Source organism: Streptomyces malaysiensis subsp. samsunensis (assembly GCF_024519315.1).
GTDB classification, from domain to species: Bacteria; Actinomycetota; Actinomycetes; order Streptomycetales; family Streptomycetaceae; genus Streptomyces; species Streptomyces malaysiensis.
Genome location: NZ_JANIIC010000027.1, coordinates 68,918 through 88,189, shown reverse-complemented (window position 1 = coordinate 88,189; position 19,272 = coordinate 68,918). Strand labels below are relative to the sequence as shown.

At 71.3% G+C, this 19,272-nt stretch carries 17 protein-coding genes and 1 riboswitch; of the genes, 13 read left to right on the top strand and 4 right to left on the bottom strand.

What is annotated here, in order from left to right; translation table 11 throughout:
• Positions 1-106 precede the first annotated feature (106 nt).
• The 11 genes from NQU54_RS23060 (at position 107) to NQU54_RS23010 (ending at position 11,576) form a co-directional block, all read left to right on the top strand.
• Positions 107-1,333, top strand: a complete 1,227-nt coding sequence (locus tag NQU54_RS23060; RefSeq protein ID WP_257632746.1) for an ROK family transcriptional regulator — start codon at positions 107-109, stop codon at positions 1,331-1,333.
• Between the two features lie 138 nt (positions 1,334-1,471).
• Complete coding sequence (locus NQU54_RS23055; protein WP_257632745.1) at positions 1,472-2,776, top strand: alginate lyase family protein; 1,305 nt, start codon at positions 1,472-1,474, stop codon at positions 2,774-2,776.
• A gap of 328 nt (positions 2,777-3,104) precedes the next feature.
• Positions 3,105-3,235: riboswitch (FMN riboswitch) on the top strand.
• 155 nt (positions 3,236-3,390) lie between these two features.
• The gene (gene ribD / locus NQU54_RS23050) at positions 3,391-4,500 is read left to right on the top strand and encodes a bifunctional diaminohydroxyphosphoribosylaminopyrimidine deaminase/5-amino-6-(5-phosphoribosylamino)uracil reductase RibD (protein WP_257632744.1); all 1,110 of its coding nucleotides are present in this window, start codon (positions 3,391-3,393) and stop codon (positions 4,498-4,500) included.
• 1 nt (position 4,501) lies between these two features.
• Positions 4,502-5,134, top strand: coding sequence for a riboflavin synthase (locus NQU54_RS23045; RefSeq protein ID WP_257632743.1), 633 nt, complete (start codon positions 4,502-4,504; stop codon positions 5,132-5,134).
• Between the two features lie 41 nt (positions 5,135-5,175).
• Complete coding sequence (locus NQU54_RS23040; protein ID WP_257632772.1) at positions 5,176-6,507, top strand: bifunctional 3,4-dihydroxy-2-butanone-4-phosphate synthase/GTP cyclohydrolase II; 1,332 nt, start codon at positions 5,176-5,178, stop codon at positions 6,505-6,507.
• Positions 6,508-6,573: 66 nt separating this feature from the next.
• On the top strand, positions 6,574-7,059 hold the full coding sequence (gene ribH, locus NQU54_RS23035) for a 6,7-dimethyl-8-ribityllumazine synthase (RefSeq protein WP_059145759.1): 486 nt from the start codon (positions 6,574-6,576) through the stop codon (positions 7,057-7,059).
• A 36-nt stretch (positions 7,060-7,095) separates the two neighbouring features.
• Positions 7,096-7,368, top strand: coding sequence for a phosphoribosyl-ATP diphosphatase (locus tag NQU54_RS23030; RefSeq protein WP_037951821.1), 273 nt, complete (start codon positions 7,096-7,098; stop codon positions 7,366-7,368).
• 50 nt (positions 7,369-7,418) lie between these two features.
• Entirely contained in the window at positions 7,419-8,267 is an 849-nt protein-coding gene (hisG, locus tag NQU54_RS23025) for an ATP phosphoribosyltransferase (protein ID WP_069869828.1), read from the top strand.
• 59 nt (positions 8,268-8,326) lie between these two features.
• Positions 8,327-8,782 carry a PH domain-containing protein gene (locus NQU54_RS23020; RefSeq protein ID WP_257632742.1) on the top strand — a complete coding sequence of 152 codons (456 nt, stop codon included), beginning with the start codon at positions 8,327-8,329 and terminating at the stop codon, positions 8,780-8,782.
• Between the two features lie 320 nt (positions 8,783-9,102).
• Positions 9,103-10,470, top strand: coding sequence for a hemolysin family protein (locus tag NQU54_RS23015; RefSeq protein ID WP_257632771.1), 1,368 nt, complete (start codon positions 9,103-9,105; stop codon positions 10,468-10,470).
• On the top strand, positions 10,467-11,576 hold the full coding sequence (locus tag NQU54_RS23010; protein WP_257632741.1) for a hemolysin family protein: 1,110 nt from the start codon (positions 10,467-10,469) through the stop codon (positions 11,574-11,576). Before NQU54_RS23015 ends, NQU54_RS23010 begins: the two co-directional genes overlap by 4 nt.
• 163 nt (positions 11,577-11,739) lie before the next feature.
• On the opposite strand, the gene NQU54_RS23005 is transcribed toward NQU54_RS23010, so the two are convergent.
• On the bottom strand, positions 11,740-13,632 hold the full coding sequence (locus NQU54_RS23005; RefSeq protein WP_257632740.1) for an AAA family ATPase: 1,893 nt from the start codon (positions 13,630-13,632) through the stop codon (positions 11,740-11,742).
• Positions 13,633-14,031: 399 nt separating this feature from the next.
• The gene (locus tag NQU54_RS23000; protein ID WP_257632739.1) at positions 14,032-14,661 is read right to left on the bottom strand and encodes a uridine kinase family protein; all 630 of its coding nucleotides are present in this window, start codon (positions 14,659-14,661) and stop codon (positions 14,032-14,034) included.
• A 171-nt stretch (positions 14,662-14,832) separates the two neighbouring features.
• Between NQU54_RS23000 and NQU54_RS22995 the strand changes: the two genes are divergently transcribed.
• Entirely contained in the window at positions 14,833-16,269 is a 1,437-nt protein-coding gene (locus NQU54_RS22995; RefSeq protein ID WP_257632738.1) for a C39 family peptidase, read from the top strand.
• Positions 16,270-16,355: 86 nt separating this feature from the next.
• Here the strand turns inward: NQU54_RS22995 and NQU54_RS22990 are convergent, their stop codons facing one another.
• Entirely contained in the window at positions 16,356-17,636 is a 1,281-nt protein-coding gene (locus tag NQU54_RS22990) for a tyrosine-type recombinase/integrase (protein WP_257632737.1), read from the bottom strand.
• 360 nt (positions 17,637-17,996) lie between these two features.
• Complete coding sequence (locus tag NQU54_RS22985) at positions 17,997-18,470, bottom strand: hypothetical protein (protein ID WP_257632736.1); 474 nt, start codon at positions 18,468-18,470, stop codon at positions 17,997-17,999.
• Positions 18,471-18,990: 520 nt separating this feature from the next.
• Here NQU54_RS22985 and NQU54_RS22980 point away from each other — a divergent pair.
• On the top strand, positions 18,991-19,248 hold the full coding sequence (locus tag NQU54_RS22980; protein ID WP_257632770.1) for a helix-turn-helix transcriptional regulator: 258 nt from the start codon (positions 18,991-18,993) through the stop codon (positions 19,246-19,248).
• Positions 19,249-19,272 lie beyond the last annotated feature (24 nt).

Here is a 19,272-nt window from a genome sequence, read left to right as displayed (position 1 = left end):
CGTGTGCCCGGCCTGTGCCCGGCCCGTGCCGTGGCCCACCGGAAACTATCAGGAAGGGTCCCTGATAGATAGGGCTTTTCCGGTGGCCTTCTGGAAGGATCCCGGCATGACCTCGACGAGCGTGTCCCCGCTGGGCCGCACCGCCTCCCCGAGTACGGCGCGGGCCATCAACGACGGCCTGGCCCTGCATCTGCTCAAGGACAAGGGGCCGCTGACCGCGGGGCAGCTCAAGTCGCTGACCGGGCTGTCCCGTCCCACCATCGCGGACCTGGTCGAACGTCTTCGGCAGACCGGGCTGGTGGCGGTCGTGGGGGAGGCGGGGGCGGAGCGCCGGGGGCCCAACGCCCGGCTGTACGGGATCGTCGCCGACAGCGCGCATGTGGCCGGGGTCGACGTCCGTACGGACAGCGTGGCCGTATGCGTGGCCGATCTGCTGGGTCGGACCCTGGTCGAGGAGTCCCTCCCGGTGGCCCCGGACGTGGATCCGGCGCACACCGTGGCGGCCGCGGTGGCCCTGGTGGAGCGGGCTGCCGAACGGGCCGGGGCGGCGCGGCTGCACCACATCGGCATCGGCGCGCCCGGTCTCATCGACCCCGCCACCGGGGAGCTCAACTCCACCGGCGCGCTTCCCTCCTGGCACCGTGAGCTGGCCACCGCGCTGCATGACGGTCTCGCGGCACCGGTGCTGCTGGAGAACGAGGTCAACCTCGCGGCCGTCGCCGAGCAGCGGCTGGGCGCGGTGCGCGACCGCGACACCTTCGTCCTGCTCTGGCTCGGCCATGGCATCGGCGCGGCCGTGGTGCTCGACCGGGTGCTGCGGCGCGGCGCCTCCGGCGGCACCGGGGAGATCGGCTTTCTGCCGGTGCCCGGCACCTCGGAGCTGCCCTCCGCCACCAGTTGCGACGGCGGGTTCCACTCGCTGGTGAGCGGCGGCGCGGTCTGTGAACTCGCCCAGCAGCACGGCCTGGTGGCCGCGGCGTACGGCGAACGCGGGGCGGGGGCGGAAGGCTCCGGCGCGGCGGAGGCGGTGATCCGCGCGGCCCTCGGGGCGGGGGAGCGCGGCGAGGCGTTCCTGGACGCGCTGGCGGCCCGTATCGCGCTGGGCGTCGCGGCGATCTGCGCGGTGCTCGACCCGGGGTGCGCGGTGCTCGGCGGCGAGGTCGGCCGGGCCGGGGGCGATGGGCTCGCCGGGCGGGTGGAGGACCATGTCGCCCGGCTGTCACCGCTGCGGACGCGGGTGCGCGCGGGGGCGGTGGGCGGCGGCGGGGTGCTGCGGGGCGCCGTGCTGATGGCGCTGGACGCGACGCAGAACGAGCTGTTCGGCGCCCCGTAGACCGCGTGCCGGGCCCCTGCCGGGCCCCTGCCGGGCGACCGGACCCCTGCGCGCTCTCTTGTCGTGCTCATGGAGCCGCCCTACTCTGAGCCCGATCTCGATTCTGAATAGCGTTCAGCTATCTGATGGGAGTGCTCGATGGGCGCACCTCCAGCGGGACGTGGGCGGCTCGCCCGGACGATCATTGCCACCGCCGCCCTCCTGGCCGTACTGGCGATCCCCTCCGCCCCCTCCGCACAGGGCGCCGAGCGGGCCCCGCATGCGGGGCCGGTGCCCCGGACGGTGGTGCTCGACGGGTCCCGACTGTCCCTCACCAAGCTGAAGTTGCAGCTCGGGGACGAGAAACTACGGCGGACCGTACGCGATCTGACCACCCGGGCCGACCGGTGGATGGAGCAGGGCCCCTGGACGGTCACCGACAAGGACCAGGTGCCGCCCAGCGGCGACAAACACGACTACTTCAGCCAGGCGCCCTACTGGTGGCCGAGCCGGCCGAAGACCGAGGACAATCCGTACGGCTGCCCCTACGTTCAGAAGGATGGCCAACGGAACCCCGACGTGGACAAGATGACGGACCGTCCCGAGGTCGGCAAGGTCTTCGAATCCGCCTACGAGCTCTCCCTGGCCTGGTACTACACCGGGGAGCGGGCCTACGCCGAGCACGCCGCCGACATCCTGCGCACCTGGTTCGTCACCCCGGCGACCCGGATGAACCCGAACCTCGACCACGCCCAGTTCATCCCCTGCCAATACGACGGCCGCTCGATCGGGATCATCGACTTCTCCCAGGCGTTCACCAGCCTCCTCGACGCCGCCGCCCTCCTCGACACCGGCGCCCCCGGCTGGTCCAAGAGCGACCACGAGGGCTTCCGCACCTGGCACGAGCAGTTCCTGGACTGGCTGGTGAACAGCGACTTCGGCAAGGAGGAGGGCGCCGCACAGAACAACCACGGCACCTTCTACGACATGCAGATCGCCGCCATCGCCACCGCCGTGGGCGACCGGGACCTCGCCCGCCAGGTGCTCCGCGACGCCCGCGCCAAGCGCATCGACACCCAGATCGCGGCCGACGGCACCCAGCCCCAGGAACTCGCCCGCACCCGCAGCTTCCACTACTCGACCTTCAACCTCGTCGCGTACACCCGGATGGCCGCCACCGGCGAGCACATAGGGGTGGACCTGTGGCACTACACCGGGCCCGGCGGCGCGAACCTCTTCAAGGCGGTCGACGTGCTGCTCCCGGCGGCCACCGGCGCCGAGCCCTGGCCGTACCCGGAGCTCGACTTCCGCGCCTACGCGGCGAGCGACATCGTCCACGCGGCGGCCGGCGCCGGGGACCGCGAGGCCCGCGCGGCGGTGGACAAGCTCCAGGCCCCGCCCGGCGGCGACCTGTGGGCGCTACGGCCCGCGGTGGAGCAACTGGACAGCATCGCCCAGGGGTAACACGGGGCTGCACCTGGGTCCGGGGAGGGTCGGGCGCGGATCCGCTCCGGAGTCCCGGCGCCGCGCAGGCGGTGGGGCGGGGTGGGCCCGCGGCGAGTGGCTGCGGTGGCCCCCGGGGCGCCGGCGGGTGAAGTGCCCGCGCTGCCGGGGGGCCGGGGGCCGTGCCCCCGGTTCGGGAAGGGGCGGGGTGGGGAATCCGCCCCCCGGGGGGGGCAAGGACCGGCGGCCAGGAGCCGGGGCCAGTGTTCGGCGGGTGAGCGAGGCCACATGGGGGTCGCCTCCCACCTGCGCTGATGGACATGGCACACTGGGCCCGTACCAGTGACGTCAGCGCACTCCGGGGTCGGTGAAAATCCGAACCGGCGGTTACAGTCCGCGACCCGTCCGCCGCCAGCGGCCGGTTGACCAGGTGAAATTCCTGGACCGACGGTGAAAGTCCGGATGGGAGGCAGTGCGCGGCGGTAGCGACATCACGGGTGCGCCGCCTCGGCGGCCCGCTCTCGCGGATGCGGGATGCGGGCGTTCCGTCGACCCGGCGTGCTGACGGTGGCGTTTCCGCTTCCATGTCATCTCGACAGCCCCGGAGTCCGTGCCCGAAGAGGCAGGAGGACCCGGTGGCCACCGCAGCCGAAGCTCAAGCGATGCGTCATGCTGTCGCGCTCGCCGCCCGCGGCATCGGCCGCACCAGCCCCAACCCCGCCGTCGGCTGCGTCATCCTCGACGTCGGCGGCCGCGTGGTCGGCGAGGGCTGGCATCAGCGGGCCGGTGGTCCGCATGCCGAGGTCCACGCGCTGCGCGCGGCGGGGGAGCGGGCCCGAGGCGGCACCGCACTCGTCACCCTCGAACCGTGCGACCACACCGGCCGTACCGGCCCCTGTTCCCAGGCGCTGATCGCCGCCGGGATCGCCCGCGTCCACTACGCCGTGGCCGACCCGACCGCGCAAGCCGCAGGCGGTGCCGCGACGCTCGCCGCCGCCGGGGTCGAGGTCGACGCCGGGCTGCTGGCCGAGGAGGCCGAGGCGGTCAACGAACCCTGGCTGACCTCGATGCGCCGCGGCCGCCCGTTCGTGCTGTGGAAGTTCGCCGCGACGCTGGACGGCCGCAGCGCCGCCGCCGACGGCACCAGCCGGTGGATCACCTCCCCCGAGTCCCGCGCCGATGTGCACCGGCTGCGCGCGGAGGCCGACGCCGTCGTGGTCGGCTCCGGCACCCTGCGCGCCGACGACCCCCAGCTGGCCGTACGGGACCGGGAGGACGCCACCCAGCCGCTGCGGGTCGTCGTGGACACCCGCGCGACCATCAAGCCCGGCGCCCGGGTGCTGGACGACGCCGCGCCCACGCTGATCGCGGTCGCCGAGGACGCCGGTATCGGGCATCTGCCCCGGCGGCCGGGCGTGGAGACCGTAAGGCTGCCACGCGCGGAAACCGGCCTGCGGATCCCCGCGCTCCTGGCCGAGCTGCACGACCGCGGGGTGCGTTCCGTCCTGCTGGAGGGCGGGCCCACCCTGGCCGGTGCGTTCCTCGCCGCGGGCGTCGTCGACAAGGTCGTCGGCTATCTCGCCCCCGTCCTGCTCGGCGCGGGCCCCGCGGCCCTCGCCGACGCCGGAATCACCACCATCGCGCAGGCGTTGCGCCTGGAGACGGCCGATGTCACTCGGCTCGGCCCGGACCTGCGCGTCACCGCCGTTCCCGTCGCCCCCACCCCTCTCGCCGAGGAGAACTGAAGTGTTCACCGGAATTGTCGAAGAACTGGGTGAGATCGTCGCCATCGAGCACCTCGGCGACGCGTCCCGCTTCCAGGTGCGCGGACCCGTCGTCACCGAGGGGGCGAAGCACGGCGACTCCATCGCCGTCAACGGGGTCTGTCTCACCGTCGTCGACATCACCGAGGACGCGGAGGGCACCCGGTTCAGCGCCGACGTCATGGCCGAGACCCTGAACCGCTCCAGCCTCTCGGCGCTCGACATCGGCTCCCGGGTCAACCTGGAGCGCCCCATGGCGCTGGGCGGGCGGCTCGGCGGCCACATCGTGCAGGGCCATGTGGACGGCACCGGCACCATCGTGGACCGCAAGCTCTCCGAGCACTGGGAGATCGTGAAGATCTCGCTCCCCGCCGAACTGAGCCGCTATGTCGTCGAGAAGGGCTCGATCACGGTCGACGGCATCAGCCTCACCGTCGTCGACGCGGGCCCCGACCACTTCACCGTCAGCCTCATCCCGACGACCCTCGCGCTCACCACGCTCGGCGTCAAACAGGCCGGTGACCCGGTCAACCTCGAGGTGGACGTGCTCGCCAAATACGTCGAGCGGCTGCTGGGACGGGACAACGGCACGCAGGAGAAGGAGATCACAGCATGAGCGTCGCGCACGCGGCCGCCGGACCGTACGAGGGGCACAGCATGAGCGAGCCATCCGCGGCCACCGACCCGGACCCGAGCGCACCGGCCCCTGCCCTGCGGGCCGCGCACTGGCCCGACGAGCTCGCGCTGGACCCCATCGAGCGGGCCGTCGCCGAGATCGCCGCGGGCCGTCCCGTGGTCGTCGTGGACGACGAGGACCGGGAGAACGAGGGCGACCTCGTCGCCGCCGCCGAGACGATCACCCCGGAGATCATCGCCTTCATGATGAGCGAGTGCCGCGGGCTCATCTGCGCGCCCATGGAGGGCGCCGACCTCGACCGGCTCCGGCTTCCGCAGATGGTCGACGAGAACACCGAGTCGATGCGGACCGCCTTCACCGTCACGGTGGACGCCACCGCCGAACACGGCGTCAGCACCGGGATCTCCGCCGCCGACCGGGCCACCACCCTGCGGCTGCTGGCCGACCCGGCCACCACCCCCGGCGACCTCGTGCGCCCCGGCCATATCTTCCCGCTGCGCGCCCGCCCCGGCGGGGTGCTCGCCCGCGACGGCCACACCGAGGCCGGGGTGGACCTCGCCCGGCTGGCCGGACTGCGCCCGGCGGCCGTGATCTGCGAGATCGCGGGGGAGGACGGCGTGATGCTGCGCCTGCCCGACCTGGTCGCCTTCGCCCGCAAGCACGATCTGGCGATCGTCTCGATCGCCGATCTGATCGCGTACCGCAAGCCCGCCGAGCCGCTGGTGCGGCGCGAGGCCGAGACCCGGCTGCCCACCGCCTTCGGCGACTTCCGGGCGTACGGCTACCGCGCGTCCGACGGTGTCGAGCACATCGCGCTGGTCCAGGGCGACCTCCAGGACGGCGAGGACGTGCTGGTCCGCGTCCACTCCGAATGCCTCACCGGCGATGTCTTCCACTCGCTGCGCTGCGACTGCGGCCCCCAGCTGCACGCCGCGCTGGAGCGGGTCACCGCCGAGGGCCGTGGCATCGTCCTGTATCTGCGCGGCCACGAGGGGCGCGGCATCGGGCTGCTGTCCAAGCTGCGCGCGTACGAACTCCAGGAGCTGGGCCGGGACACCCTGGACGCCAATCTGGAGCTCGGGCTGCCCGCCGACGCGCGGGACTACGCCGCGGGCGCGGAGATCCTCGCCGACCTCGGCGTGCGCTCGCTGCGGCTGATGACCAACAACCCGGAGAAGACCACGGCGCTGGTCCGGCACGGGCTGCGGGTCACCGGCCGGGAGCCGATGCCCGTCCAGGCCGGGGAGCACAATCTCCGCTACCTCCGCACCAAGCGGGACCGGATGGGGCATGACCTGCCCTGGCTGGACGGCGACCGCGCCGAACCCGTATCGGCCTGCGGCAACCAGTGACCACCACCTCAAGCACACCTGTACGACCCGCACACCAGCGCTGCTGGAGAAATGCCGAGGAGAGACGTGAGCGGTAAGGGCGCCCCCGAACTGTCCGTGAAGAACTGCGGGGACCTGCGCGTCGCCGTCATCGCCGCACAGTGGCACGAGAAGGTGATGGACGGGCTGCTCGACGGCGCCCTGCGCGCGCTCGGAGAGCTCGGCATCGACGAGCCCACCGTGCTGCGGGTGCCGGGCAGCTTCGAACTGCCGGTGGTCGCTAAGGTGCTCGCGGGCCGCGGCTACGACGCGATCGTGGCCCTGGGAGTCGTCATCCGCGGCGGCACCCCGCACTTCGACTATGTGTGCCAGGGCGTCACCCAGGGGCTGACACAGGTGAGCGTGGACACCGGAGTTCCCATCGGCTTCGGCGTGCTGACCTGCGACACCGAGGAGCAGGCCCTCGACCGGGCGGGGATCGCGGGCTCCAGCGAGGACAAGGGCCATGAGGCGGTCACCGCGGCCGTCGCCACCGCCACCACCCTGCGGTCGGTAGCCGAACCCTGGCGCTGAACCGGGTCCCGTGACCCAAGTAGGATGACGGACACGATGCCCAAGAAGACGTTCGAGGAGCTCTTCGCCGAGCTCCAGAAGAAGGCCGCCACGGCCGACCCCGCCACTTCCCGCACCGCCGAGCTGGTCCACTCCGGTGTGCACGCCATCGGCAAGAAGGTCGTGGAGGAGGCCGCCGAGGTGTGGATGGCCGCCGAGTACGAAAGCGACGAGGCGACCGCCGAGGAGATCTCCCAGCTCCTGTACCACCTTCAGGTGATGATGGTCGCCAAGGGGCTGACCCTCGACGACGTCTACGCCCACCTCTGATCACCCCACCAGCACCCTCACCCGCCGCGCCACCGAAGGAAAGAGCACTCATGCTGCGCATCGCCGTCCCCAACAAGGGTTCACTGTCCGAGCCTGCGTCGGCGATGCTGCATGAGGCGGGCTACCGGCAGCGCAAGGACCGCAGGGAACTGGTCCTCGTCGACGCGGAGAACGAGGTGGAGTTCTTCTTCCTCCGCCCCCGTGACATCGCCGTGTACGTGGGCTCCGGCCGGCTCGACATCGGCATCACCGGCCGCGATCTGCTGCTGGACTCCGGCTCCCAGGCCGAGGAGATCATGCAGCTCGGCTTCGCCGGGTCCACCTTCCGCTACGCCACCCGCCCCGGCACGGCGAAGGACGTCGGCGAGTTCGGCGGGATGACGGTGGCCACGTCCTTCGCCGGACTGGTCACCAAGCACCTCGCCGACAACGGCGTGGACGCCGCCGTGGTCCACCTCGACGGCGCCGTGGAGACCGCCATCCAGCTCGGTGTCGCCGAGGTCATCGCGGATGTGGTCGAGACCGGCACCACCCTGCGCAACGCCGGGCTGGAGATCATCGGCGAGCCCATCCTGGAGTCCGAGGCGGTCGTCATCCGCCGCACCGGCGCCCCCGCCGACGACCCCAAGGTCCAGCAGTTCCTCCGCCGGATGCAGGGCGTCCTGGTCGCCCGGCGCTACGTGATGATGGACTACGACATCCGGGTGGAGCAGGTGGAGCGCGCCGTGGCGCTCACCCCGGGCCTCGAGTCGCCCACCGTCTCCCCGCTGCACCACGAGGGCTGGGTCGCGGTCCGCTCGATGGTCCCCACCCGGGAAGCCCAGCGGATCATGGACGAGCTCTACGACCTGGGGGCACGGGCCATCCTCACCACCGGCATTCACGCCTGCCGCCTCTGACGGCCCGCCCGCGCCCCACCTTCCAGCAAGCACACCCTCCCACCCGAGAGGCCGACCACGTGTCCGCCGCCGCGCCCGCGCCCGCCCTGCCCGTCACCTTCCGGCCGACCAGGACCCGGGCCGTCCTGATGACCGTCGGTGTCGCCGTCCTGGTCGTCCTCACGACCGTGGCCCTGCTGCTGGAGCGGCTGGGGCCGGGCGAGCGGGCCAGCTTCATCGTCACCGGACTGCTGTTCTTCGGGGTGCTGACGCTGCTCAGCCGCCCCAAGGTGGTGGCCGAGGAGGACGGTGTGACCGTGGTCAACCTCACCACCAAGCGCCGGCTGGAGTGGGCGGAGGTGCTCCGGGTCAATCTGCGCCCCGGCGACCCCTGGGTCTATCTGGACCTCGCCGACGGCACCAGCCTGCCCGCGATGGGCATCCAGCCGGGTATCGCCAAGGCACGCGCCATCAGCGACGCGCGCGCTCTGCGGGCCCTCGCCGAGCGTCTCGGAACGGGCCGTGCCGTGGACTGAGCCATCGGGCAGGGCCGCCCGGCCCAGCCGTGCTGAGCTGCCCCTTTACGTCCGCTTCCGCCGGGTGCCGGGCGGGTCCCCGCCAACCGGCCGGTGAACCGCCCGGCACTCCAACGGCGCGAGGGGCCTGCCCGACACGCCCCATCCTTGATTACTCTGTTGCCGGGGCCGAACGGTGCCCCGCCCCGCCTCTGTCTGTGCGCACGTCCGCGTGTGCCTCGGCGGGCTCCCCTGCGACCCGAGGAGTGACTCCCTCCGCAGATGGACGGATCGTCCTGTAGTACCTGCGCCGCCGCCGACCTCGAGGCGGCGGCATGAGCATCACCCTGTCCCTTCTGCTGCTCTCCGCGGCACTTGTCCTGATCCTCGCCAACGGCTTCTTCGTGGCCGCCGAGTTCGGCCTGGTCACCGTGGAGCGGCCGGACGCCGAGCGAGCCGCCGACGAGGGCGACAAGCGCGCCCGTACCGTCGTCGAGGCGCTGCGCGAGCTGTCCTTCCAGCTCTCCGGCACCCAGCTCGGCATCACCATCACCTCACTGATCGTCGGCATGCTCGCCGAGCCCGCACTCGGCCATCTGCTGACCGCGCCGCTTGAGGCGACCGGACTGCCGCACGGCGCGGTCTCCGGTGTCGCCGTCGTCCTCGGCATGCTGCTGGCCTCCGCCGTCCAGATGGTCATCGGCGAGCTGGTGCCGAAGAACTGGGCGGTCTCCCGGCCGCTCCAGGTCGCGCGCTTCGTCGCGGGCCCGCAGTACGCCTTCGCCCGTTTCTTCCGGCCCATGATCTCCCTGCTGAACACCGTGGCCAACCGGCTGGTGCGGGCGCTGGGCGTGGAGCCCACCGAGGAGCTGGCCTCCGCCCGCACCCCCGGTGAGCTGGTCTCGCTCGCCCGCCACTCGGCGCGGGCCGGCGCGATCGAGCAGGACACGGCCGATCTGTTTGTCCGGACCCTGTCCCTGGGCGAGCTGACCGCGCAGCATGTGATGACCCCGCGGGTGCGGGTGAGCGCGCTGCACTCCACGGCGACCGCCGTGGATGTGCTCAACCTCACCCGGGCCACCGGGCTGTCCCGCTTCCCCGTCTACCGCGACCGGCTGGACGAGGTCATCGGGATGGTGCACCTCAAGGACGCCCTCGCGGTGCCCACCGACGACCGGCTGCGCACACCCGTCAGCCGGATCGCCCAGCCCCCGGTGCTGGTTCCCGAGACGCTCCCGGTCCAGCCGCTGCTGGAGCAGCTGCGCAGCGAGCAGCCGATAGCCGTGGTCGTCGACGAGTACGGCGGCACGGCCGGTGTGGTCACCCTGGAGGACATCGTCGAGGAGCTGGTCGGCGAGGTGCGCGACGAGCACGACGACGAGGCCGCGGAGAACCCCGACCTGGTGCAGACCCACACCGAGGACGGCCGCACCGCATGGGACGCCGACGGCGGCTGCCGCGTCGACACCCTGCGCCGGAAGATCGGCCTCGACGCGCCCGACGGGCCGTACGAGACCGTGGCCGGGCTGGTGGCCGATCTGCTGGCGCGGATCCCCGCCCCCGGCGACACCGCCGAGCTGCCCGGCTGGAAGCTGGCCGTCCGGCAGGTCGGCCACCACCGGGCGGAGCTGGTGCGCATCGTCCGTACGGGTACGCCGCCCGCACAGATGAGTGCCCCCGCCATGGCTGGGAAGGCGGACGGACGATGAGTCTGGTACAGCTTCTCTTCGCCGTTCTGCTGGTCCTCGCCAACGGCTTCTTCGTGGGCGCCGAGTTCGCCCTGGTCTCGGTGCGCCGCAGCCAGATCGAGCCGCGTGCGGCCGAGGGCTCCGGACGCGCCCGTACGGTGCTGACGGGCCTGGAGAACCTGCCGCAGATGATGGCGGCCGCGCAGTTCGGCATCACCATCTGCTCGCTGACCCTCGGCGCGGTCGCCGAGCCGACCGTCGCCCAGATGCTGGAGCCGGTCTTCCACGCCGTTCACCTCCCCGGGCAGCTGGTGCACCCCCTCGGCTACGCCATCGCGCTCGCCGTGGTCGTCTTCCTCCATCTGGTCATCGGCGAGATGGTGCCGAAGAACCTGGCCATGGCCGCGCCGGACAGGACCGCGCTGTGGCTCGGCCCCGGGCTGGTCGGCTTCGCACGGCTGTGTCGGCCGGTCACCGCGCTGCTGGGGGCGTGTGCCCGGCTGGTGCTGCGGCTGTTCCGGGTGGAGCCCAAGGACGAGGTCGAGGCCGTCTTCACCAGTGAGCAGCTGACCCATCTGGTCGAGGACTCCCGGCAGGCCGGGCTGCTCGACCCCGGTGAGCACGAGCGGCTCGCGGACGCCCTGGAGCTGGGCAGCCACCCGGTCACCGATGTCCTCCTGGACCCGGCCGGGCTGGTCACCGTAGACCCCTCGGTCACCCCCCGGCAGATCGAGGAGCTGACCGTGCGCACCGGCTACTCGCGCTTCCCGGTGTGCGGCCCCGGCGGCGCCTTCATGGGCTATCTGCATGTGAAGGACGTCCTGGAGCTGGAGTTCCCGGAGCGGGCCGTACCGCAGCGGGTCTGGCATCCGATCGAGACGCTGCGGGCGGAGCTGCCGCTGGACGACGCGCTCACCGTGATGCGCCGGGCCGCCTCCCATCTGGCGGCCGTCGCCGACGCGTCCGGTACGGTGCTGGGGCTGGTCGCCCTGGAGGACGTCCTGGAGAAGCTGGTCGGCGAGGTCCACGACCCCTCGCACCGGGGTGAGGCCCGGGAGCGGGTGGCCGAGCCCAGGGGCGAGGCGGCGCCCTCGCCCTCCGCGGAGGAGCGGGCGATGGTCGGCTGACCGCGGCGGTCGCGCCTGCGGCGGGCTTTTCCCCTACCCGCCCCTTCCCACAACCGGGGCTCCGCCCCGGACCCCGCTCCTCAATCGGCGGAGCGGCTGATTTCAGCCCGTCCGGGGTCCGGGGGCGGAGCCCCATGGTTCGGGAAAGCCCGCCGCAGGCGCGCTACGTCAGGGGTGGGTCCTGGGGGTCGCGGTACATGGGGCCGCGGCCGGACAGGACCTCCCCGTACGCCTGCATCAGATCCGGCAGCCGCAGCGTGGCGAGGTCATCGCGGGTCGGCGTGCCGCTCCAGCCGGAGAGCCGCAGATCCCGGTAGGCGCAGCTCTTCTCGTACAGCGTGCGCAGAAACCTGCCGTTCCCCAGCTCGTCGATCCAGCCCTGGTCCACCACATGGCCGCTGATGCTGCGCAGCTCCTCCACGGCCTCCTCGTCCCACACGTCCCCGTTCTCCGCCGCCAGCACCTCACCGATCCGGGTGAGCTCCAGCGGGCGGTAGCTGGGGAAGTCCACACGGGTGGTGAAGCGCGAGCTCAGACCGGGGTTGGCGGCCAGCAGCCGGTCCATGCCCTCGGGGTAGCCGGCGAGGATCACCACCAGCCGGTCGCGGTTGTCCTCGGCGCGCTTGAGCAGCACCTGAAGCGCCTCGTCGCCGTAGGCGTCGCCCTTGCTGTAGCCCGAGTTGGACAGGCTGTACGCCTCGTCGACGAAGAGCACCCCGCCGAGCGCCGAGTCGATCAGCTCATTGGCCTTCACCGCCGTCTGGCCCAGGTACTCGCCGACCAGATCGGCGCGCCCGGCCTCCACCAGATGGTCGCCGCCGAGCAGCCCGAGGGCGTAGAAGACCCGGCCGAGGATGCGGGCCACGGTGGTCTTGCCGGTGCCGGAGGGGCCGGAGAAGACGAAGTGCCGCTTGGGCGGCTGGACCGGCAGGCCCTGCCCGGCGCGCAGCCGTGCCATGTGGAGCTGCGCCGACAGCGCCCGCACCTGCCGCTTGACCGGCTCCAGGCCGACCATGCGCTCCAGCTCCTGGAGCGCGCTCTCCAGCAGCACCGGATCGGAGGGGCCGGGCTGGGACGGCATTCCGGCCCGGTCGCGGGTGCCGCCCGCGCCCATCACGGCGGGGCCCATCAGCGGCGGGCCCTCGGGCCCCTCACCCGCGGCGCGCGGGTCGCGGCCGTCGGCGGCCAGCGGATCGGCGGGGTCGGTGGCGGCGCCGTCCCGGCCGTCCGTGGCGTCCTGGCCACCGGCCCCGGCCAGTGAGACGGCGGCCAGGTCCGCGGGCTCGTCCAGCCCGTCGGACTCGGCTATCGCCGCGAGCCGTGCCGAGGTGTCCATGAAGGTGGAGTCGATGCGGTGGACCGCGCGGTAGAGGGGGAGCGCGGCGGCGCTGCGGCCGGTGCCCTCATGGGCGCGGGCCAGCCAGTAGCGCAGCTCCTTGCGCTGGGGCTGTTCGCTGCGACAGCGCATCAAGGCGGCGGCGAGCAGCGGTTCGGCCTGGCTGTACATCTCCAGCCGGACCCGAGCCATCCCGGCGAACAGACCCGCCTCGATGCCCAGGAACGGATCGTCCAGCAGCGGCTCGGTGTGGCGGACCAGCTGCTCCCAGTCCTTGACCAGATAGGCGCGGCAGGCGTGCAGAAAACGGGCCTGTGGATCGGCCTCCACCGGGGGGCAGCCGGCCAGCGCCCGGTCCAGCTCGGGCACATGGCGGCCGTCGAGCCAGTGGGAGGCGTGGGCGAGCAGCAGGTCCCGGCTGGTCTCCAGCACCGGTTGAACCCACCAGCCCAGCCAGTACCAGGAGTTGAGGGTGCGGCGGTGCCGGGCGCGCTGCTCGCCGAAGCGGTCGCGGTGCCGGTACATCCGCAGCAGCGCCGCCGCCGTGTCGGCCCGCAGCGCATGCAGTCCGAGCCAGGCGTCGGCCATTCCCGGATCGAGCCGCGTGGCGGCCCGGAACTCCTCCTCGGCCTGTGCGTACGCGCCCATCGTGTAGGCGTCGACGGCTCGCAGCCAGGCGAGGTCGGCCGGGGCGTGCGAACCCTGCGTGCCGAAATCCATCACGTCCCCCACAACCCCTGCCCCCGTGGATGCCGCAGGGGCGACTGCCCCTTTCGCATCGTACCTGCGTAACTCCTATGGGCCGAGGGTGCCGCACTGTTGTTCGTTGCAATCACACAAGGCCGGGCGGGTGTGCGCGGGGGCGTGTAGGGGGCGCACGGGGTTCGGCGCCGTTCGTCACCCAGGGTGATGGTGTGGCGGCGCAAAGCAGCGAAAAACCATCGCCAGACAGGACGAAGCCCCCGATCACGGGGGAACAACCGGGGGCTTCGCGTTGTGGGACGACTCGTACGAGTCGCACATTGAGAACGTAAGACCTGTATGGGCCCCAGGTCAAGCCGAGTTGGGGTACGCGTCATGCGTCCGGTGCGGGCGTACGGTCCGGTCGGGGGCATGGGCTCACGCTGTGTGAGGCCAAGGCGTGTTTCCGTCGGTCGCCGCGGGTCCCGGGAGCGCCTCATACCCCTCCTTTCGCTGTCTTACCAACGTTCCGGCGTGCGGACGGGAGGGGTCGGCGGCGAAATGCGCACGCTCGGCGGGCAGCCATCCGTCCCAGAATGCGGACAGTTCCGGGCCGTCCCGCAGCTGCCCGCGCCGCCAGGAGTCCCGTGCGGGCAGATCCATCCACAACAGCCGTGCCAGCCGCGGCCGCACCGCGCGCCGGCCGCTGCCCACGCCCTCCAGCAGCACCACCGGCGCGGGATCGAGCCGCCGCCGGGCGGTGGCGAAGCGGCGCTCCACCCAGTCGTACGGGGCGTAGCGCGCGGTCGTGCCCTCCGCGAGCGGGGTGAGCACCTCGGAGTGCAGCCGGCCCGCCCAGTCGAAGAGCTCCTCATGGGTGGCGAAGTCGTCCGTGTGCAGCACGGGCGCGCCGCCGAGCGCCTCGGCGAGGTGGCGGGCGAAGGTGGTCTTCCCGGAGCCGGCGTGGCCGTCGACCGCGACCAGCCGGACCGGCCCGCAGGACGGCGGCAGCGCACACAGGTGCCGCGCCAGCGCGTCCAGGCTGCCAACCGGTGGGTAAGTCCGCATCGGGGACCACCATACGACCCTTTCGGCTCGTTCACTCCATTGGTTCACACCAATATTGAGGGGGCGGGTGCTGGGGGAATCACTGGCCTGAGACCACTCGCAGCGGCCATAGTTGTGCGACTGTCGCGCACCCGCCGCCATGGGACCGGACGACGACTGGGGGAACCCCGCATGACCAGATCTGGATCCACGCCTCGCCGCTCCGTGCTCGCCGCCGCCATCGGCGTCGCGGGCGCCGCCGCCGTCACCACGACCGCCGCCGCTGCCGCCGGGGCGGCCCGCCCGGCCCCGTCCGCGGCACGCGGCTCGGGGGCCCCCGGGGCCGCCGGAGCCCCGGCGGGCTCCGAGACCAAGACCGAGGCCGGCCGTGTCGCGGAGTACCACGGCTGGAGCGGCCACGCCGACTGGCTGGCCGGTGCCGCCAAGGGCGTCCGCGCCGATGCCGGGGCCCGCCCCGGCATCGTGATCTCCCGCCCGCTGGGCAGCGTGGACTACACCGATCCGCACACCGGCACCAAGGCCGCCTGGGAGTACGCCACCTGGACCTCCCCGGTGCGCACCCTCTCCGTGCCCGCGACCGAGGCCATCGTCTCCTGGAACGCCCACACCCCCGCCGGCACCTGGATCCAGATCGAGCTCAAGGGCAGCTACACCGACGGCTCCGCGACCCCCTGGTACGTGATGGGCCGCTGGGCCTCCGACGACGGCGCCTCCTCCATCCGGCGCACCTCGGTCGACGGCCAGAGCGACGACAAGAGCTCGGTGTGGACCGACACCTTCTCCATCGACGACCCGGCGAGCGGACTGCGGCTGGCGAAGTACCAGGTGCGGCTCACCCTCCACCGCAAGCCCGGCACCACGCTCACCCCCACGGTGTGGCGGGTCGGCGCGATGGGCTCCGACGTCCCCGACCGGTTCGAGGTGCCCGCCTCCACGCCGAGCCTGCCCAAGGCGCGCGAACTCGCCGTACCGCGCTACTCGCAGGAGATCCACAAGGGCCAGTACCCGGAGTACGACAATGGCGGCGAGGCGTGGTGCAGCCCCACCTCCTCGCAGATGATCATCGAGTACTGGGGTCGCAAGCCCTCCGCGAAGGACCTGGCCTGGGTCAACCCGGACTACGCCGATCCGCAGGTCTGCCACGCCGCCCGGGCCACCTTCGACTACCAGTACGAGGGCTGCGGCAACTGGCCGTTCAACGCCGCCTACGCCGCCACGTACCGCGAAATGCAGGGCGTGGTCACCCGGCTCGGCTCGCTCACCGACGCCGAGAAGCTGATCGGCGCCGGCATTCCGCTGATCACCTCGCAGTCCTTCCTCAAGACGGAGCTGGACGGCGCGGGGTACGGCACCTCGGGCCATCTGATGACCGTCATCGGCTTCACGGCGGACGGCGACATCATCGCCAACGACCCGGCGTCGCCCAGCAACGAGGCGGTCCGCCACGTCTACAAGCGGCGGCAGTGGGAGAACATCTGGCTGCGCACCAAGCGGTACGACGCCAACGGCAAGGTGGTCTCCGGCACCGGAGGCGTCTGCTACCTCTACTTCCCGGCCAAGCTTTCCGCAGATCAGAAGGCTGCACTGGCTAGCGTGGGCGTCCGCTGACACGCATCAAGGGCCCCGATCGTAAGGCGGTCGGGGCCCCCGAATCTTCTTGATCCATATCTCTGGGGAGCGGCTGGGGAGATCTTTTAGGAACTCGCCTTGAGCCAGGCATCCATGGCGTCCCTGCCGCGGCCGTCCGCCTCCGGCATCATGTGCGCGTAGATCCGCAACGTGATCGACGCATCCTCGTGGCCAAGCCAATTCGAGACTGACACGATCGACTCCCTCGCGTCCAGCCACACCGACGCCGCCGTATGCCGCAACGCATGGAAGCCCTCCTCCCGGGCCTCCACGTACTTCCACACGGCCCGCTGATCCTTCCCCTGCCGAACTTGCACAGGCGGCGGGATCACCCCCGCAGCGGCCAGCGCGGGCTTCCACTCGCGGTCGTTGAACGAGTCGCGCCGCAGAGCCCCGCCCTGCGCCCCCGTGACGATCAGCTCGAACGTCTGCGGCGCCCGCTCCTTCGCCTCCCGGTCTGTCTCCGGAGGCCGCGGGTCCTTCCACGGCAGAGTGACCTTCTTCGCGGGGAACTCCTCGAGGTGGGCCCTCAGGCGCTCCAGCAGTTCGGGCGGCGCCGGTGCGGTGCGGGTCTTGCCTCCCTTGGGCAGAGCGAAGACCAGCTTCGCGCCTACCTTCTTCACCTGCCGCCGCACATGGATGATCTGCTTGGCTTCGTCGATGTCCTCGACGGCGAGCCCGAACACCTCGGACTGGCGCAGGCCCGCACTGACCCCGATGTCGACCATGATGCGAACGCGGGGCTTCAGTCCCTCGCGCACGGCGGCGACGCGCTCGCGGCTCCACGCACGGGCCTTCCTCGGAGGGCGTGTTGGGAGTTTGATGCTCTTTGAGGTCTTGCAGTAGTTCTTCGTGATGCGCTCGTCGTCCACGGCCGACTGCAGGATCGACGAGAGGTAGCCCCACGCCTCGTGGATGGTGCCGGGCCCGATCGTGGACTCGAGCTGCTTCAACAGGGCGCGCAGCTGCGGCGTTCTGATGCTGTTGAGCGTGAGCGCCCCCAGGTGGGGGAGCAGGTGGGTCCAAACCCTGCCCTTGATGGTGGTGAGGGTCGCCGGGTCGCCGCTCTTGCTCGGCCACCACTCGTCTTCCACGTAGGCCCGGAAGAGGATCTGGCCGCGGCGCGAGTCGATGAACTCGCCGCTCTTCGACTCGTGCTCGGCCTTGGCTTTCCAGGCGTCCGCATCGGCTTTGCGGTCGAAAGATCGGGCGCGGACTCCGGGGATGCCGGTGACCTTGTATCGCTTGCCCTGGCCGTGCCGGGCGGTCTTCTCGCGGGTGCGCTTCCCCGTGGCCGGATCGGCGGGGCCTCTACGGAACCAGCGGTCCTCGATGTATCCGGGCATCGAACTCCCTCAACTCTGGCGAGTGCATGGACACGATCTCGCCCCTCCATAGCTGGAACCACTGTCCCCCAGCCAGGAGCTGGTGGACAGCAGAGTTGAGACCCGCCACCCCTTGGGGTTGGAAGAGTCCTCTGCAGAGTTTGAAGCGGATGCTCCCGCGTCGTTCCTCGGCCTCGACCGGCTGCTCCCATGTGCAGTCGTCGCTGTAGATGTACCGGACGTCGATCATCTGCACCCCCTTGAAGCGCAGGGGTGTGGGGGGTCCCCTGGGACGGATGTGCTCGGATCCGGAAACTTACCCCTCGCGCATGGCATGCGACAACAGTTTGTAGACGATTCGTCGTAGACGGTAAACGGGGACTAGTCTTCGTCGATCCGATCGGCGGCCTCAAGCATCCTTCGCCACCGCTTCCTTTCGCGGGGATCCATCCCCGCCAGGTGGGCGACGATCACGCGCACGTCGTCGTCGTAGCCGCTGAGCTCGGTCGCCTGGTAGTTGAGGTACTGGATGGCAGCTGCGCGCTGGATAACGGCCACGGGCTTCCTCAGGGCGGCGGCGATCCCCTCCAGTCGATCGGGGCTCGGAGCGGTTGCGACAGCGTTCGTGGCCAGCTTCTGCAAGTACGGCTTGGAGACTGGGTAGCCGGCGGCTTCGGAACGGTCGGCCATCTCCTGGTAGGAGAGGCCCATGTAGTTGGCGTCGCGGATGAGGCGGCTGAGGTTGTCGCGGTCCATGTCGCGTGCGGCTTCGGGAAGTGGGTCGTGGCCGGTGTTGCCGCGGCCAAGGTCGGGGGCCGGAGCCTCCATGGGGGGTGTCCCTTCCGTCTCTTCCATATCGGTCGTCTCTCGTTTGGTTCGCCCTGGTGCAATGAAATCGCAGGCCAGGCCGCACAACCATTCCCCGTCGCAGACGAATCGTCTACAGATCAAGACTAGTAGGCAAGCTACTTCGCGGAAACTTCACATTTAGCCGTTCGGATTCATAGACGAATCGTCTCCAGTCTGCTTCACTGTTCTCAAGCGAAGACAGAACGTCCCAATGGAGATCCATTGAGAGTGCGATACACGCTCCGCGACACCGAGATGCTGCGAAAGGTCATGCAGCACCCCGGCAGGGGCACTCCGTACACCGTCCGCTCTCTAGCTGACGCCATAGGCCTGAGCCACCATTCGCCGGTCGGTCACCTGCTGACTGGCGAACGAGATGACTGTGACTCGAGCGTCGCCCACGCCATCGCGGGGGCCCTCGGGGTCGCGGTACTGGTGCTTTTCGCGCCTCCAGCGTCTCCAGATTCGACCGAACCGTCTATGGAACGGCAACCCCCCATCTAAAGAAGGGACCCCTGTGACCACCATGCCGAAGAAGGCCCCACCCGGGTGCCTCTGGCTCGCTGACGCCGCCGATTACCTCGGTTACGACATCACCACCCTGCGTAAGTGGCGCCTCAAGAAGAAGGGGCCGGCCAGCTTCAAGGCTGGCGGAAAGGTGGCCTACCGCATCGCGGTCTTGGATGCGTGGCTCACCGAGCAGGAGGCGTCCGACCCGCACAGCAACCCGGCTCTGGACCCGGTGAACGCCCCAGTCGAGTCGCGTCTCGCAACCGCCGCCTGAGCGGTATGCGGCCGACGCCGGGGG